At 69.3% G+C, this 15,511-nt stretch carries 11 protein-coding genes; 4 read left to right on the forward strand and 7 right to left on the reverse strand.

Annotated elements, in window-relative coordinates:
• Positions 1 to 29 precede the first annotated feature (29 nt).
• From KV097_RS09555 to KV097_RS09570, 4 genes are read left to right on the forward strand one after another with little or no spacing between them, the layout of a single operon-like run.
• On the forward strand, positions 30 to 1,004 hold the full coding sequence (locus KV097_RS09555; protein WP_220344427.1) for a branched-chain amino acid ABC transporter permease: 975 nt from the start codon (positions 30 to 32) through the stop codon (positions 1,002 to 1,004).
• Positions 1,001 to 2,173, forward strand: a complete 1,173-nt coding sequence (locus KV097_RS09560) for a branched-chain amino acid ABC transporter permease (protein WP_255559403.1) — start codon at positions 1,001 to 1,003, stop codon at positions 2,171 to 2,173. Before KV097_RS09555 ends, KV097_RS09560 begins: the two co-directional genes overlap by 4 nt.
• Positions 2,170 to 3,048, forward strand: a complete 879-nt coding sequence (locus KV097_RS09565; RefSeq protein ID WP_301022375.1) for an ABC transporter ATP-binding protein — start codon at positions 2,170 to 2,172, stop codon at positions 3,046 to 3,048. The genes KV097_RS09560 and KV097_RS09565 overlap by 4 nt, the downstream gene beginning before the upstream one ends.
• 7 nt (positions 3,049 to 3,055) lie before the next feature.
• A complete protein-coding gene (locus KV097_RS09570; protein WP_255559471.1) occupies positions 3,056 to 3,763 on the forward strand; it encodes an ABC transporter ATP-binding protein in 708 nt (235 codons plus the stop codon).
• 86 nt (positions 3,764 to 3,849) lie between these two features.
• Here the strand turns inward: KV097_RS09570 and pyk are convergent, their stop codons facing one another.
• The 7 genes from pyk to trpB all read right to left on the reverse strand — a co-directional run bounded on the left by pyk (position 3,850) and on the right by trpB (position 15,454).
• Positions 3,850 to 5,307, reverse strand: a complete 1,458-nt coding sequence (pyk, locus tag KV097_RS09575) for a pyruvate kinase (RefSeq protein WP_220365751.1) — start codon at positions 5,305 to 5,307, stop codon at positions 3,850 to 3,852.
• Positions 5,308 to 5,492: 185 nt separating this feature from the next.
• Entirely contained in the window at positions 5,493 to 6,959 is a 1,467-nt protein-coding gene (locus KV097_RS09580; RefSeq protein WP_220365752.1) for a glutamate synthase subunit beta, read from the reverse strand.
• The gene (gene gltB, locus KV097_RS09585) at positions 6,952 to 11,475 is read right to left on the reverse strand and encodes a glutamate synthase large subunit (RefSeq protein WP_220365753.1); all 4,524 of its coding nucleotides are present in this window, start codon (positions 11,473 to 11,475) and stop codon (positions 6,952 to 6,954) included. Before gltB ends, KV097_RS09580 begins: the two co-directional genes overlap by 8 nt.
• Before the next feature lie 174 nt (positions 11,476 to 11,649).
• Positions 11,650 to 12,405, reverse strand: coding sequence for a VIT1/CCC1 transporter family protein (locus tag KV097_RS09590; RefSeq protein WP_220344422.1), 756 nt, complete (start codon positions 12,403 to 12,405; stop codon positions 11,650 to 11,652).
• 9 nt (positions 12,406 to 12,414) lie between these two features.
• Positions 12,415 to 13,374 carry a prolipoprotein diacylglyceryl transferase gene (lgt, locus tag KV097_RS09595; RefSeq protein WP_220365754.1) on the reverse strand — a complete coding sequence of 320 codons (960 nt, stop codon included), beginning with the start codon at positions 13,372 to 13,374 and terminating at the stop codon, positions 12,415 to 12,417.
• Positions 13,371 to 14,210, reverse strand: a complete 840-nt coding sequence (gene trpA / locus KV097_RS09600; protein WP_220344420.1) for a tryptophan synthase subunit alpha — start codon at positions 14,208 to 14,210, stop codon at positions 13,371 to 13,373. The genes lgt and trpA overlap by 4 nt, the downstream gene beginning before the upstream one ends.
• A complete protein-coding gene (gene trpB / locus KV097_RS09605) occupies positions 14,207 to 15,454 on the reverse strand; it encodes a tryptophan synthase subunit beta (protein ID WP_220344419.1) in 1,248 nt (415 codons plus the stop codon). The genes trpA and trpB overlap by 4 nt, the downstream gene beginning before the upstream one ends.
• Positions 15,455 to 15,511: the final 57 nt, after the last annotated feature.

Consider the following 15,511-nt stretch of genomic DNA (forward strand, 5'->3'; position numbering starts at 1 on the left):
GCCCCTTCCGACTCCCAAAAGGAGCCCTAGTGGACCAGTGGATCACCCTCGACTGGGAGGCACTGGGCGCGAACTTCTGGAGCGCGACCGTCGACGGACTCACGTTCGGCGGCATCTACGCACTCGTCGCGCTCGGGTACACGCTCGTGTACGGCGTTCTCAACCTCATCAACTTCGCGCACTCCGAAGTCTTCATCGTCGGTGCGTACGCGATCGTCTTCACCCTCACGTCCCTCGGCTTCGGCCCTTCCGTCCCGAACCTCGCCTGGTACGCGATCGCAGCGAACCTGCTGCTGGCGGTGGTCTTCGGCATGCTCGCGTCCGCCATCACAGCCTTCATCGTCGAACGGGTGGCCTACAAACCACTGCGTGACAAGGGCGCGCCACGGCTCGTCTTCCTGATCTCCGCGATCGGCATGTCGTTCGTCATCCAGTACCTGATCTTCGTCTGGCGCGGGCCCAACCCCGAGCCGTCGGTGATCATGTTCGAGAACAAGGCGATCTTCGACATCGGCGGGACGCTGATCTACTTCGACTCGATCCTCATCGTGAGCGCAGCGATCCTCATGATGATCCTGGTCGACCAGTTCATCCGGCGGACCAAGCTGGGTCGAGGCATCCGCGCTGTCGCGCAGGATCCCGACACGGCCACCCTCATGGGCGTGAACCGCGAGCGGATCATCATCAGCACGTTCATCATCGGTGGCCTCCTCGCCGGTGTGGCAGCGCTCTTCTACGTCATGAAGGTGCCGTCGGGCGTCCTCTACCTCGGTGGCTTCCTCCTCGGGGTCAAGGCGTTCACTGCGGCAGTCCTCGGCGGCATCGGCAACGTCCGGGGAGCACTCCTCGGCGGGCTGCTGCTCGGACTGATCGGCAACTACGGGCAGATCCTGCTCGGGAGCGCGCAGTGGACCGACGTCGTCTGCTTCGTCGTCCTGATCGTCGTCCTGATGGTCCGACCGGAAGGCATCCTCGGGAGCAACCTCGGAAAGGTGAGGGCATGAGCACCGGTACGCCGATGGGCGGGGCCTCGGAGTCCCAGGCCCGCGCCGACGAGCTGGTCGAGGAGACGACCAAGCCGTCCCGCCTGCGAGGTCTCTCGTACTGGTGGAACCATCTTCCGCGCACGGGTCAGTGGGGCTTCCTGCTGATCGCCGTCGCGGCGGCCTTCGCGCTGCCGCTGGTCAACATCCCGCTGATCACCACCGAGCCCGGCAACAACTGGCCGCTCGCCTGTGCCGAGATGGCCCGTTACGCCCTCGTCGCGATCGGCCTGAACGTCGTCGTCGGCCAGGCGGGCCTCCTCGACCTGGGCTACGTCGGCTTCTTCGCCGTCGGTGCCTACGTCGCCGCTCTGTGGACGTCGCCGGACTCCACGCTGGTGCACATCCCCTACCTCCTGACGCTGCCGCTCGCGGCCATGGTCACGGTGGTGTTCGGGGTGCTGCTCGGTATCCCCACGTTGCGGCTCCGCGGGGACTACCTGGCGATCGTGACGCTCGGCTTCGGCGAGATCATCCGCCTGCTGGCGACGATCATCCCGGCGCTGAAGGGCCAGGTCGGCTTCCAGAACGTGGGTCGCCCGCCGGGCCAGGACGCGGACGGCAACGACGTGTTCGTCAACAGCGCCGGCGCGCCGTGGTACTGGCTGACGATCACGGTGATCATCGTCATCATGATCGCGCTGGGCAACCTCGAGCGAAGCCGTGTCGGACGCAACTGGATCGCCCTGCGTGAGGACGAGGACGCCGCCGAGATCATGGGCGTCCCCACCTTCCGCTTCAAGCTGTGGGCGTTCGGGATCGGCGCCGCCCTCGGCGGCGGCGCAGGTGCCATCGCGGCCGGTCAGATCGGCTTCGTCAACAACCAGCGGTTCGACGTCCAGATGTCGATCATGTTCCTCGTGGCAGTCGTCCTCGGCGGCCAGGGCAACAAGTTCGGAGCGATCATCGGCGGGGCGCTCGTGGCCTACATCCCGCTGCGGTTCACCGCGATCGCCGAGTACAAGTACCTCATCTTCGGTGCCGTGCTCGTCGTGCTGATGATCTTCCGGCCGCAGGGTCTCTTCGGCAAGCGTCCCCACCTGCTCACGTTCGAACGCCGAGCGCACAAGCGGATCGCGAACCTCTCCGAGGCTCCCTCCGCTCCGGCCACGAAGGAGGCAGGACAGTGACCGACAAGCTCACTCCCCCGTCGGCCACCCCGAAGCCGGACGCCCCGCCGCCGCTCGACTCCGAGGTGGCCCAGCTCGCTGCTCCGGAGCGCGAGATCGCCGTCGAGGTCGGGGACAAACTGGTCGAGATCCAGAACCTCACGATGCGCTTCGGCGGACTCACGGCGCTCGACGACGTGTCGTTCGACATCAAGCGCGGAGAGATCCTGGGTCTCATCGGTCCCAACGGTGCCGGCAAGACCACGTGCTTCAACGCGATGACCGGCGTCTACCGCCCCACCGAGGGCCAGGTGCTCCTCGAGGGCGAGGCGATCGGCCGACGCAAGCAGCACAAGATCACGAGGCTCGGCATCGCGCGGACCTTCCAGAACGTCCGCCTGTTCGGCGAGATGACGGCTCTGGAGAACGTCGTCGTCGGTCTCGACGCCCGGCACAAGGTGGGTGTCTGGGGCTCGCTGTTCCGTACCCCGCGGCTCTACCGCGAGGAGAAGGAGGCCATCGACCGCGGCATGGCGCTGCTCGAGTTCGTGGGCATCGCCGACAAGGCGATGGACCAGGCGAGCGCTCTCCCGTACGGCTACCAGCGCCGGCTCGAGATCGCCCGCGCGCTGGCGACCGACCCCAAGCTGCTGTGCCTGGACGAGCCGGCGGCAGGCTTCAACCCTGCCGAGAAGGAAGAGCTCATGGAGCTCATCCGGACCATCCGCGACGACGGCTACACGGTGCTGCTCATCGAGCACGACATGCGGCTCGTGATGGGGGTGACCGACCGGATCGTGGTCCTGGAGTTCGGCAAGAAGATCGCCGACGGGCTCCCCAAGGACATCCGTAACGACCCGACGGTCATCGCCGCCTACCTCGGAGAGGAAGACTGACGTGGCGTTGCTCGAGATCAACGACGTCTCTGTCCACTATGGACGCATCCAGGCGCTGCACGGCATCTCGCTGACCGTCGACGAGGGTGAGATCGTCACCCTCATCGGCGCGAACGGTGCCGGCAAGACCACGACGATGCGCGCGCTCGCCGGGCTGCTGAGCCTGTCCTCCGGCACCGTGATGTTCGAGGGCGAGGACATCTCCAAGCTCGCGGGCCACAAGCGCGTCGTGCGTGGCATCTCCCTCACGCCGGAGGGTCGAGGCATCTTCCCCGCGATGACGGTGCGCGAGAACCTCGAGATGGGGACGTACGCGCTCAAGGAGCGTGACACGGTCAACGAGAGCTTCGACCGGGTCTTCGACCTGTTCCCTCGGCTCAAGGAGCGGGAGACCCAGGCGGGAGGCACGTTGTCCGGCGGCGAGCAGCAGATGCTCGCCATCGGGCGCGCCCTGATGGGCCGACCCAAGGTGCTGCTGCTCGACGAGCCCTCCATGGGACTGGCGCCGCAGTTCATCCGGCAGATCTTCTCGATCATCTCGCAGGTGAACGAGCAGGGCATCACGGTGCTGCTCGTGGAGCAGAACGCCAACCAGGCGCTCAGCCGTGCCGACCGGGCGTACGTGCTGGAGACGGGACGGATCACGCGCTCGGGCACCGGCCCCGAGCTGCTGGCCGACCCGGCCGTCAAGGAGGCCTACCTCGGCGTCGCCTGAGCGCCGTCGCCGTACGACGAAGCCGGCCCACTCCCTCTCGGGGTGGGCCGGCTTCGTCGTGGCAGGAGTCCGCGCGCGCGGCGACGCTAGTCGCGGACGAGCCGTGTCGTGTACGCCGGGGAGATGCCCTTGATCGCGTCGCCCATCCGGTGGATCCGCAGGGCGTTCGTGGAGCCGGCGATCCCCGGCGGGCTGCCGGCCACGATGACGACCTCCTCGCCCTCCGAGCACTGACCGATGGCGAGCAGCGCACGGTCGACCTGGAGCACCATCATGTCGGTGTGCTCGACCTCGGGCACCAGGAAGGTCTGGACTCCCCACGACAGCGCGAGCTGGTTGCGGACGACCGGGTCCGGGGTGAAGGCGAGGACCGGCACCGTCGACCGGTAGCGGGTCATGCGCCGGGCGCTGTCACCCGACGTCGTGAACGCGCAGAGATATCTGGCACCGATGCTCTGTGCCACACCCGCCGCCGCACGGCCGATGACGCCGCTGCGGGTCCGGGGGTCCCAGTGGTACGCCGCCATCCGCGGGAGCCCGTGCTCCTCGGTGCTCTCGACGATCCGCGCCATCGTGCGGACGGTCTCCATGGGGAACTCCCCCACGCTCGTCTCGCCCGACAGCATCACGGCGTCGGCACCGTCGAGGACGGCGTTGGCGACGTCGGAGGCCTCGGCTCGTGTCGGCCGCGGAGCCGAGATCATCGACTCGAGCATCTGCGTGGCGACGATCACCGGCTTGGCGTTGCGCCGAGCCTTCTCGACGATCAGCTTCTGGACGATCGGGACGTCCTCCAGCGGCAGCTCGACACCGAGGTCGCCTCGCGCGACCATGATGCCGTCGAAGGCATTCATGATCTCGTCGAGGTTCTCGACGGCCTGGGGCTTCTCGATCTTGGCGATGACCGGTCGGCGGACGCCCACCTCGTCCATGATCGCGCGGACGTCGTCGGCGTCCGCGCCGTGGCGGACGAACGACAGCGCGATGAAGTCGACGCCGGCGCGCAACGCCCACCGGAGGTCGTCACGGTCCTTCTCGGAGAGAGCGGGCACGCTCACGGTCACGCCAGGCAGGTTGATGCCCTTGTTGTCGCTGAGCAGGCCGGGCACCTCGCACTCGGTGACGACGTCCTTGTCCGTCACCTCCGTCGCGCGCAGACGCACCTTGCCGTCGTCGATGAGGATCGCGTCGCCCGGATTGACGTCGCCGGTCAGCCCGGCGTACGTCGTCGAGCACCGGTGCTGGTCACCGACGACGTCCTCGACGGTGATCGTGAACGAGTCACCGACCGCGAGCGGGACCGGCCCGGAGCCAAACCGACCGAGGCGGATCTTGGGGCCCTGGAGGTCGGCCAGGATCGCGATGGGCTCCCCGTGTACCTCTGCGGCGTTGCGGATCCAGGCGAACGAACGATCGTGGGTCGCGTGGTCGGCGTGGCTCAGGTTGAGGCGGGCGACGTTCATGCCTGCTTCTGCCAGCTCGAGGATCTTCTCCTCCGACCAGACGGCGGGACCGATGGTGCAGACGATCTTTGCTCTACGCACCACTCAACCCTAGAGCGCACCCCCAGGACCACGCGACCCGACCCGCGATATTTGTTGTTCGAAAATCAGAATTCTGTCGAACGGCGGCCCCACGGCAGGGCCGCGTTCCCGATGTGGGCAGTTGGACACGAAACCGGGTACGGGATTCCGTGATGAACTGCCCACATCGGGGACGAGAGGTCCGCTCAGACGACGAGGGGCCGCTCGGTCGGCCGGATCGGCGACGGCAGCGTGGTGGCGCCGTTCAGGTAGGCATCCACGCCCGCGGCGCAGGACCGGCCTTCGGCCAGGGCCCAGACGATCAGCGACTGCCCGCGGCCGGCGTCGCCGGCGACGAAGACCCCGTCGACCGACGTCATGTAGGACGCGTCCCGCGACACGTTGCCACGCTCGTCGAGCCCGACACCGAGCTGCGAGACGACTCCGTCGGTCTCCGGGCCGGTGAAGCCCATCGCCAGCAGCACCAGCTGCGCGGGGATCTCACGGACGCTCCCCTCGACCTCCTGGAACCGGCCGTCGACCAGCTCGACCTCGACCATCCTCAGCGCGCGGACATTGCCCTCGTCGTCGCCGAGGAACTCCTGCGTGGAGACGGCGTAGACACGCTCGCCACCCTCCTCGTGGGCCGAGGCCACCCGGTAGGTCATCGGGTACGTCGGCCACGGCTGGTGGCCGGGTCGCTCCTCGGCCGGACGGGGCATGATCTCGAGCTGGGTGATCGAGCGAGCCTGCTGCCGGATCGCGGTCCCGAGGCAGTCCGCGCCGGTGTCGCCGCCACCGATGATGACGACGTCCTTGCCCTCGGCCGTCACCTGTCCCTCGACCGACTCGCCGAGCGCCACCCGGTTGGCCTGCGGGAGATAGTCCATCGCCTGGTGGATCCCTCCGAGCTCACGTCCCACCGTGGGAAGGTCCCGGCGCACCGTCGCACCGGTGGCGAGCACCACGGCGTCGTAGCGGTCGCGAAGCTCGTCGCCGGTGATGTCGGCACCGACCGCCACCCCGTTGCGGAAGATGGTGCCCTCAGCCGTCATCTGCTCGATGCGGCGGTCGAGGACAGCCTTCTCCATCTTGAACTCGGGGATCCCGTAGCGGAGCAGACCACCAGGGCGGTCGTCACGCTCGTACACGGCGACCGTGTGGCCGGCCCGCGTCAGCTGCTGGGCGACGGCCAGGCCGGCCGGTCCGGAGCCGACCACCGCGACCGTCCGACCCGTCAGCCACTCCGGCGGCTCGGGCACGACACGACCGTCGTCCCAGGCGCGGTCGATGATCGAGACCTCGACGTTCTTGATCGTCACGGCGTCGCGGTTGATCCCGACGACGCAGGCGGTCTCGCACGGTGCCGGGCACAGGCGTCCGGTGAACTCCGGGAAGTTGTTCGTCGCGTGCAGCCGCGAGAGCGCCTCGTTCCAGTCGTCGCGCCAGACGAGGTCGTTCCACTCCGGGATCAGGTTGCCCAGCGGACAGCCGGAGTGGCAGAACGGGATGCCGCAGTCCATGCAGCGTCCCGCCTGCTGCGTGATGATCGGCAGGAGGGCACGCCCCGGGCTGCCCGGATAGACCTCTTTCCAGTCGTGGATCCGGTCTCCGACCGGACGGCGCGGCGCGACCTCGCGCGGCGTGTTCATGAAACCCTTCGGATCAGCCACGGATCGCTGCCTCCATCATCGCTGCGGTGGTCTCGTCCTCGCCGAGACCGGCCTCCTCGGCTGCGGCTCGCGCCTGCAGCACCCTGCGGTAGTCCATCGGCATCACCTCGGAGAAGCGTGCCAGCGCGGTCTCCCAGTCGGCCAGCAGCGCCGCTGCCACCTCCGAGCCGGTCTCCTCGGCATGGCGCGTCACGAGTGCCTTGAGCTCGTCGGGCGCACCGACCTCGTGGACCTCGACCAGCTCACGGTTGACGAGGTCGGGGTCGAGGTCGAGGACGTACGCGACTCCCCCGCTCATGCCCGCCGCGACGTTGCGGCCGGTGCTGCCGAGGATCACCACGCGGCCACCGGTCATGTACTCGCAGGCGTGGTCGCCGACGCCCTCGACGACCGCGGTCGCTCCCGAGTTGCGGACGCAGAACCGCTCGCCGGCGCGTCCGCGGACGAAGATCTCGCCGCTGGTGGCGCCGTACCCGATGACGTTGCCGGCGATGATCTGCTCCTCGGCGGCGAACCGCGCCTCACGGGGAGGACGGATCACGAGGCGCCCGCCGGACAGGCCCTTGCCCACGTAGTCGTTGCCGTCACCCTCGAGCCGCAGCGTGATGCCGCGAGGGACGAAGGCGCCGAACGACTGACCGGCGGAGCCGGTGAACGTGATGTCGATCGTGTCGTCAGGCAGGCCCGCCCCGCGGTAGCGCTTGGTCACCTCGTGGCCGAGCATCGTGCCGACGGTGCGGTTGACGTTGCGGATCTCCAGCTGGGCCCGCACCGGCTCGCCCCGCTCCAGGGCGTCGGCCGAGAGGGCGATCAGCTCGTTGTCGAGCGCTCGCTCCAGGCCGTGGTCCTGACCGACGGTGTGGTGCCGAGGCGTGCCCTCGGGCAGCTCGGGCACGTGCAGGATCGGCGTCAGGTCGAGCCCGCTGGCCTTCCAGTGAGCGATCGCCTCGCGGGTGTCGAGCATCTCGGCGTGTCCCACGGCCTCCTCGATGGAGCGGAAGCCGAGCGTCGCGAGGTACTCCCGCACCTCCTGCGCGATGTACTCGAAGAAGTTCACGACGAACTCCGGCTTGCCCGAGTACATCTTCCGGAGCTCGCGGTTCTGGGTGGCCACGCCCACGGGGCAGGTGTCGAGGTGGCAGACCCGCATCATGATGCACCCGGACACCACCAGCGGCGCGGTCGCGAAGCCGAACTCCTCCGCACCGAGCAGCGCGGCGACGACGACGTCGCGTCCGGTCTTGAGCTGGCCGTCGGCCTGCACGACGATGCGGTCGCGCAGACCGTTGAGCAGCAGCGTCTGCTGGGTCTCCGCGAGGCCCAGCTCCCACGGACCACCGGCGTGCTTCAACGACGTCAGCGGGGAAGCACCGGTGCCGCCGTCGTTGCCCGAGATGAGGACGACGTCGGCGTGGGCCTTGGACACACCGGCGGCGACGGTGCCGACGCCGACCTCCGCGACCAGCTTGACGTGGACCCGCGCCGACGGGTTCGCGTTCTTGAGGTCGTGGATGAGCTGCTTGAGGTCCTCGATCGAGTAGATGTCGTGGTGCGGGGGCGGCGAGATGAGGCCGACACCGGGCGTGGAGTGGCGCGTCCTCGCGACCCAGGGATAGACCTTGGGCCCCGGCAGCTGACCGCCCTCGCCCGGCTTGGCGCCCTGGGCCATCTTGATCTGGATGTCGTCGGCGTTGGTGAGGTACTCGGCGGTGACGCCGAACCGGCCCGAGGCGACCTGCTTGATGGCGCTGCGCCGCTCCGGGTCGTACAGGCGGTCGGGATCCTCGCCGCCCTCACCGGTGTTGGACTTGCCGCCCAGACGGTTCATCGCGATCGCGAGGGTCTCGTGCGCCTCCTGGCTGATGGAGCCGTACGACATCGCGCCGGTGGAGAACCGCGTGACGATCGCTGAGACCGGCTCGACCTCGTCGACCGGCACCGGCGGGCGGGCGCCCTCCCTGAGCTTGAGCAGACCGCGCAAGGTCATCAGACGCTCCGACTGGTCGTCGACGCGCTCGGTGTACTGCTTGAAGACGTCGTAGCGACCTGCCCGCGTGGAGTGCTGGAGCCGGAAGACGGTCTCGGGGTCGAAGAGATGCTCCGCACCTCCACGACGCCACTGGTACTCGCCGCCGACGTCGAGCTGGCGACGCGAGGCCGAGATGCCCGCCGTCGGGTACGCCTTCGCGTGCCGGGTGCGCACCTCCTCGGCGACGACGTCGAGGTCGATGCCGCCGAGTCGCGACGTCGTCCCGCTGAAGTAGCGGTCGACGAGCGCGGCGGACAGTCCGACCGCCTCGAAGATCTGCGCGCCCGTGTACGAGGCGACGGTCGAGACGCCCATTTTGGACATCACCTTGAGCACCCCCTTGCCGAGGGCATAGCGCAGGTTGGCGACCGCCTTCTCGGGCGTGACACCGTCGATGTAGACGGCGTTGCGGGCGAGATCCTCCGCAGTCTCGAGCGCGAGGTAGGGATTGACCGCCGACGCGCCGTAGCCGAGCAGCAGGGCGACGTGGTGGACCTCGCGCACGTCGCCGGCCTCGACGAGGAGCCCCACCCGGGTGCGAGTCTTCTCGCGCACCAGGTGGTGGTGCACGGCGCCGGTCATCAGCAGCGACGGGATCGGCGCGAGCTCGTGGTTGGCGTGCCGGTCCGACAGGACGATGATGCGCGCGCCGTCGGCGATGGCCGCCGAGACCTCGGTGCACAGCTCGTCGAGCCGTGCGCGCATCGCGTCGGCACCACCGGCGACGTCGTACAGGCCACGGACCACGTACGTCGAGAGCCCGGGCATGTTGCCGTGCCGGTTGACGTGGCGGATCTTGGCCAGCTCGTCGTTGGTGATCACCGGGAACGACATCTGGAGCTGCCGGCACGACGCCGGCGTCGCCTCGAGCAGGTTGCCCTCGGCACCGACCGTGCTCAGCAGCGACGTGACGAGCTCCTCACGGATGGCGTCGAGCGGCGGGTTGGTGACCTGGGCGAACAGCTGGTTGAAGTAGTCGAAGAGCAGCCGCGACCGGTCCGACAGCACCGCGATCGGCGTGTCGGTGCCCATCGACCCGATCGGCTCGGCACCCGTGCGTGCCATCGGCGCGAGGAGGATGCGCAGCTCCTCCTCGGTGTATCCGAAGACCTGCTGGCGTCGCGTCACCGAGGCATGGGTGTGGACGACGTGCTCGATGTCGGGGAGGTCCGAGAAGCGGACGAGGCCGGAGTAGAGCCACTCGTCGTACGGGTGGGCACCGGCGAGCTCGTGCTTGATCTCGTCGTTGGTCACCACACGCTTCTCCTCGAGATCGAGGAGGAACATCTGACCCGGCTCCAACCGGCCCTTGCTGACGATCGTCGCCGGGTCGAGGTCGAGGACGCCGGCCTCGGATGCGAGGACCACGAGTCCGTCCTCGGTCTGCCAGTAGCGTCCCGGTCGCAGCCCGTTGCGGTCGAGGACCGCGCCGATCTGCGTGCCGTCGGTGAAGACGACACAGGCCGGCCCGTCCCACGGCTCCATCATCGTCGAGTGGAACTCGTAGAACGCCCGCAGCCGCGGGTCCATCACCGGATTGTTCTCCCAGGCCTCCGGGATCATCATCATCATCGCGTGAGGGAGGCTGCGACCGCCGAGGTGCAGCAGCTCGAGCGCCTCGTCGAACGACGCCGAGTCGGAGTCCTCCGGGTCGACGATCGGGAAGAGTCGGCTCAGGTCGCCCGGGATCAACGACGACTCGAGCAGAGCCTCGCGGGCCCGCATCCAGTTGCGGTTGCCGCGGGCGGTGTTGATCTCGCCGTTGTGCGCGATGAAGCGGAACGGGTGGGCCAGCGGCCAGCTCGGGAACGTGTTGGTCGAGAAGCGGCTGTGGACCACGGCGAGCGCCGAGGCCATCCGAGCGTCAGTGAGGTCGGGGAAGAAGTGGTCGAGCTGGTCGGTGGTCAGCATGCCCTTGTAGGTCAGGGTGCGGGCCGACAGCGACGCGAAGTAGACGTCGAGCTCGTGCTCGGCGCGCTTGCGCAGTGCGAAGGCGCGGCGGTCGAGATCGATCCCCGTACGCTCCCCGTCGGCGTCGGCGACGAACAGCTGGGCGAACGAGGGCATCGCGCCTCGCGCGGTCGCCCCCAGGATGCCGGGATTCACCGGGACCTCACGCCATCCGAGCACCGTGAGGCTCTCCTCCGCGGCGAGCCGCTCGACACCCTCGCGTGCCGCCTCCGAGAGCGCCGCGTCGACGGGCAGGAACGCCGTGCCGACGGCGTACGCCCCCGGGTCGGGGAGCGCGAAGTCGACCGCGTCACGCAGGAACGCGTGCGGAACCTGGATGAGGATGCCGGCGCCGTCGCCGGAGTCGACCTCGGCGCCCACGGCGCCGCGGTGGTCGAGGTTGCGCAGGGCCGTGAGGCCCTGTGCCACGATCTCATGGCTGGCCTGGCCGGTCAGGGTCGCGACGAAGGCGACGCCACAGGCGTCGTGCTCGTCCTCGCCGGAGTACAGGCCTTGAGCTGGGGGAATCCCGCGCATGCCGCTCTTCTCCCGTCGTCTTCGCGATGGTGCTGCGGACGGGGGACTCACGTCGAACGCGAGGGCCAGTCCGTCAGCGGGGAACAACCACACCGAAGGGACGACAGTGGCCCTCTATGGCCTGCTCAGGTTACACGATTGTTGCCGCTGGCGACCCGCTGGTACGAATCGGACTCAGACGGCCACTCCCCCGACGAGACTGCCGACGAGGAACGTGAGGCCGGCGGCAGCTCCACCGAGGATCAGCTGGCGCAGCCCGCCGAACCACCAGGGCCGGTCGGTGATCGCGGTGACGACGGCGCCGACGCCGAACAGCGCGAGCAGGGACACCGTGACCGTCGGAACGACCGAGACGATCCCGAAGAGCAGGGGTACGAGCGGGATGATGGCCCCGACGGCGAAGGACAGGAACGAGGAACCCGCGGCAAGCATCGGCGACGGGAGGTCGGTGAGGTCGACCCCGAACTCCTCTCGCGCATGCACCCGTACGGCGTTCTCGGGATCGGAGTGGATCTGCTGCGCCACCTCGCGCGCCACGTCCTCGTCGACGCCCTTGGCGACGAACATGGACGCGAGCTCCGCCTGCTCGGCACGGTCATGGCGGGCGATCTCTCGGCTCTCCCGCTCGACCTCCGCGCGTGCGAACTCTGCCTGGCTGGCGACGGAGGTGTACTCCCCCACCGCCATGGAGAAGGCACCCGCGGCTAGTCCGGCGAAGCCCGCGAGGATCACGGGCTTCGGGTCGGTGGTCCCGCCCGCCATGCCCATGATCAGCGCGAAGTTGGAGACCAGTCCGTCCGAGGCGCCGAAGACCGCTGGTCGGAGCCAACCGCCTGTGACGTCGGGGTGCTCGCTCCCGATGGTCGCCGGATCGGGCAGCGGGTACGACGGCTGGTCCGGCGCGTCGTCGGGCGTGCGGCGGTCGCTCATGCCCTGAACCTACGACCGCGGCTCGTCGCCGTCATCCCGGACGCGGCTCGTCGCATCGTCGCCGGACGCCGTCGTCCGGTCCTCCGCGGGGTCCTCGGCAGCACCGCTGTCGTCACCGTCGGACGCGTCGTCCTGGTCGCGCCCGTCGATCTGGACGGTCGTCTCGCGGTCGCCACGACCGGTCCGGGTCAACCAGACGAACAACGCGACCGCGGCCACGAACAGCACGATCGACGTCCACTGGTTGAGCCGGAGCCCGAGGAACTCGTGGGCGGTGTCGATCCGAAGACCTTCGATCCAGAACCGGCCCGCGGTGTAGATCGCGACGTACAGCGCGACGACGCGGCCGCCGCCGAGCCGGAACCGTCGGTCGGCCCAGATGAGCACGAAGAATCCGAGGAGGTTCCACAGGGACTCGTAGAGGAAGGTGGGGTGGAACGTCTCGTACTGCGCCACGTCCGCGGGACGGTGGGCAGCATCGATCTCCAGGCCCCACGGGAGGTCGGTCGGGCTGCCGAACAGCTCCTGGTTGAACCAGTTGCCGAGGCGACCGATGGCCTGGGCGAGCAGGACCGCAGGCGCGAGCGCGTCGGCGAAGGGAGCGAAGCGGATGCCTTGGCGACGGCAACCGATGTAGGCGCCGAGCGCGCCGAGCGCGATCGCACCCCAGACCCCGAGGCCACCCTCCCAGACGTAGAGCGCCCGGATCGGCTCTCGACCCTCGCCGAAGTAGAGCTCAGGGTTGGTCGCCACGTGGTAGAGCCGAGCGCCGACGAGGCCGAAGGGGATCGCCCAGACCGCGACGTCGGCGACGGCTCCGGGCTTGCCGCCGCGAGCCTGGAATCGGCGGTCTCCGACCACGATCGCAGCGACGACGCCGGCGATGATGCACAGCGCGTACGCCCGCAACGGGAACGGCCCGATGTGCCAGACCGACTCGGCCGGGCTCGGGATGGACGCGAGGATCACGCGGGAGCTCCCTCTTCTGGGCTGTGAACGTCGGCACGAGCCCGCTCGACGCCGGCGCGGAGGTCCTGGGCGAGGCTGCGGACGGCGGCCACACCCGCGGGGCGGTCGGAACCAGCCTGGAGCAGGCACGCCACCAGGGCGGAGCCGACGATCACCGCGTCGGCGAAGCGACCCACGTCCGCGGCCTGGTCACCGTTGCTGACCCCCAGACCGACGCCGATCGGGATGTCAGTGAGGCGTCGGACGCGTTCGACCAGCGCCGGCGCCGCCGTGCTCGTCGCGGTGCGCGCGCCCGTCACTCCCATGACCGAGGTCGCATAGAGGAACCCGCTCGACGCGGCACCGGTCATCGCGATGCGCTCGTCGGTCGAGGAGGGCGCGACGAGGAACACCCGGTCGAGGCCGTGCGCAGAGGCTGCGGCGACCCACTCACCGGCCTCGTCGGGGATGAGGTCCGGCGTGATCAGGCCCGCACCTCCCGCAGCCGCGAGCCGGGAGGCGAACGTGTCGACGCCGATGCGCTCGACCGGGTTCCAGTAGGTCATGACCAGGGTGGGCGCCCCCGTGGCGGCGACAGCCTCCACGGTGTCGAACACGTCGGCGATCCGGGTGCCGGCGCGCAACGCCGCGTCGGCCGCCTTCTGGATGGTCGGCCCGTCCATCACCGGGTCGGAGTAGGGCAGCCCGATCTCGACGATGTCGACACCGGCGTCGACCATCGCGACCATCGCCTCGATGGCCGTCTGCTTGTCCGGGAAGCCCGCCGGCAGGTAGCCGACGAGTGCGGGGCGACCCTCCGCGCGGGTCTTCGCGAGGACCTCGTCCAACCGGCTCATGCGTCATCCTCGGCGAGCAGGCCGAAGTGCTCACCGGCGGTGTGGACGTCCTTGTCACCGCGACCGGACAGGTTCACCAGAATCGTCGGCGTGCGCCCGAGCGTCTCGGCGAGCTGCGGTGCGATCCGCAGCGCGCCCGCGATCGCGTGCGCGGACTCGATCGCGGGGATGATCCCCTCGGTCTTGCAGAGCAGGTCGAAGGCGGCCATCGCCTCGTCGTCGGTCACCGGCTCGTACGTCGCCCGGCCCGTCTCGGCGAGGTAGGCGTGCTCGGGACCGACCCCCGGGTAGTCCAGGCCTGCCGAGATCGAGTGCGACTCCATCGTCTGCCCGTCCTCGTCCTGCAACAGGTAGGAACGTGTGCCGTGCAGGACGCCGACGTCACCGGCCGTGATCGTCGCGGCGTGGCGCCCGGTCTCGAACCCGTCGCCACCAGCCTCGAACCCGTACAGCCGGACGTCGGCGTCGCCGACGAAGGCGGCGAAGAGCCCGATCGCGTTGGACCCGCCGCCGACGCACGCGGCGGCGGCGTCGGGGAGCGAGCCGGTCAGCTCGAACATCTGAGCGCGGGCCTCGTCGCCGATCCCCCGCACGAGGTCGCGGACGATCTCCGGGAACGGGTGGGCGCCGGCAGCGGTGCCCAGGAGGTAGTGCGTGTCGTCGACGGTGCCGACCCAGTCGCGCAGCGCCTCGTTGATGGCGTCCTTCAGCGTGCGGCTGCCGGTGGTCACCGGCACGACGGTGGCACCGAGCATCTGCATGCGGGCGACGTTGAGCGCCTGGCGCTCGGTGTCGACCTCGCCCATGTAGACGACGCACTCGAGATCGAGATACGCGCAGGCGGTGGCCGTCGCGACGCCGTGCTGGCCCGCACCGGTCTCGGCGATCACGCGACGCTTTCCCATCCGGCGGGTGAGCAGGGCCTGGCCGAGGACGTTGCGGATCTTGTGGGCCCCGGTGTGGTTGAGGTCCTCACGCTTGAGCAGGATGCGCGCACCGGCCCGCTCCGACAGCCGGGTCGCCTCGTAGAGCGGGCTCGGCACGTTGGCGTACTCGCGGAGCATCCGGTCGAGCTCGCCGGTGAAGGTCGGGTCGGCCTTGGCCTCACGCCATGCTCGCTCGAGCTCGTCGAGGGGCGCGATGAGCGCCTCGGGCATGAACCGCCCCCCGAACTGGCCGAAGTGGCCGTGCGCGTCGGGGAGCGTCGAAGGGCTGGTGCCGGCCGAGGCCGCGGAACTACTCATAGATCGATCCTTGCAGGTGGCGTCAACACGAGGTGCGACGGGAGACGGAGGCCGGAG

Origin of the sequence: Mumia sp. zg.B17, assembly GCF_019550915.1 — a bacterium.
Lineage (GTDB): Bacteria > Actinomycetota > Actinomycetes > Propionibacteriales > Nocardioidaceae > Mumia.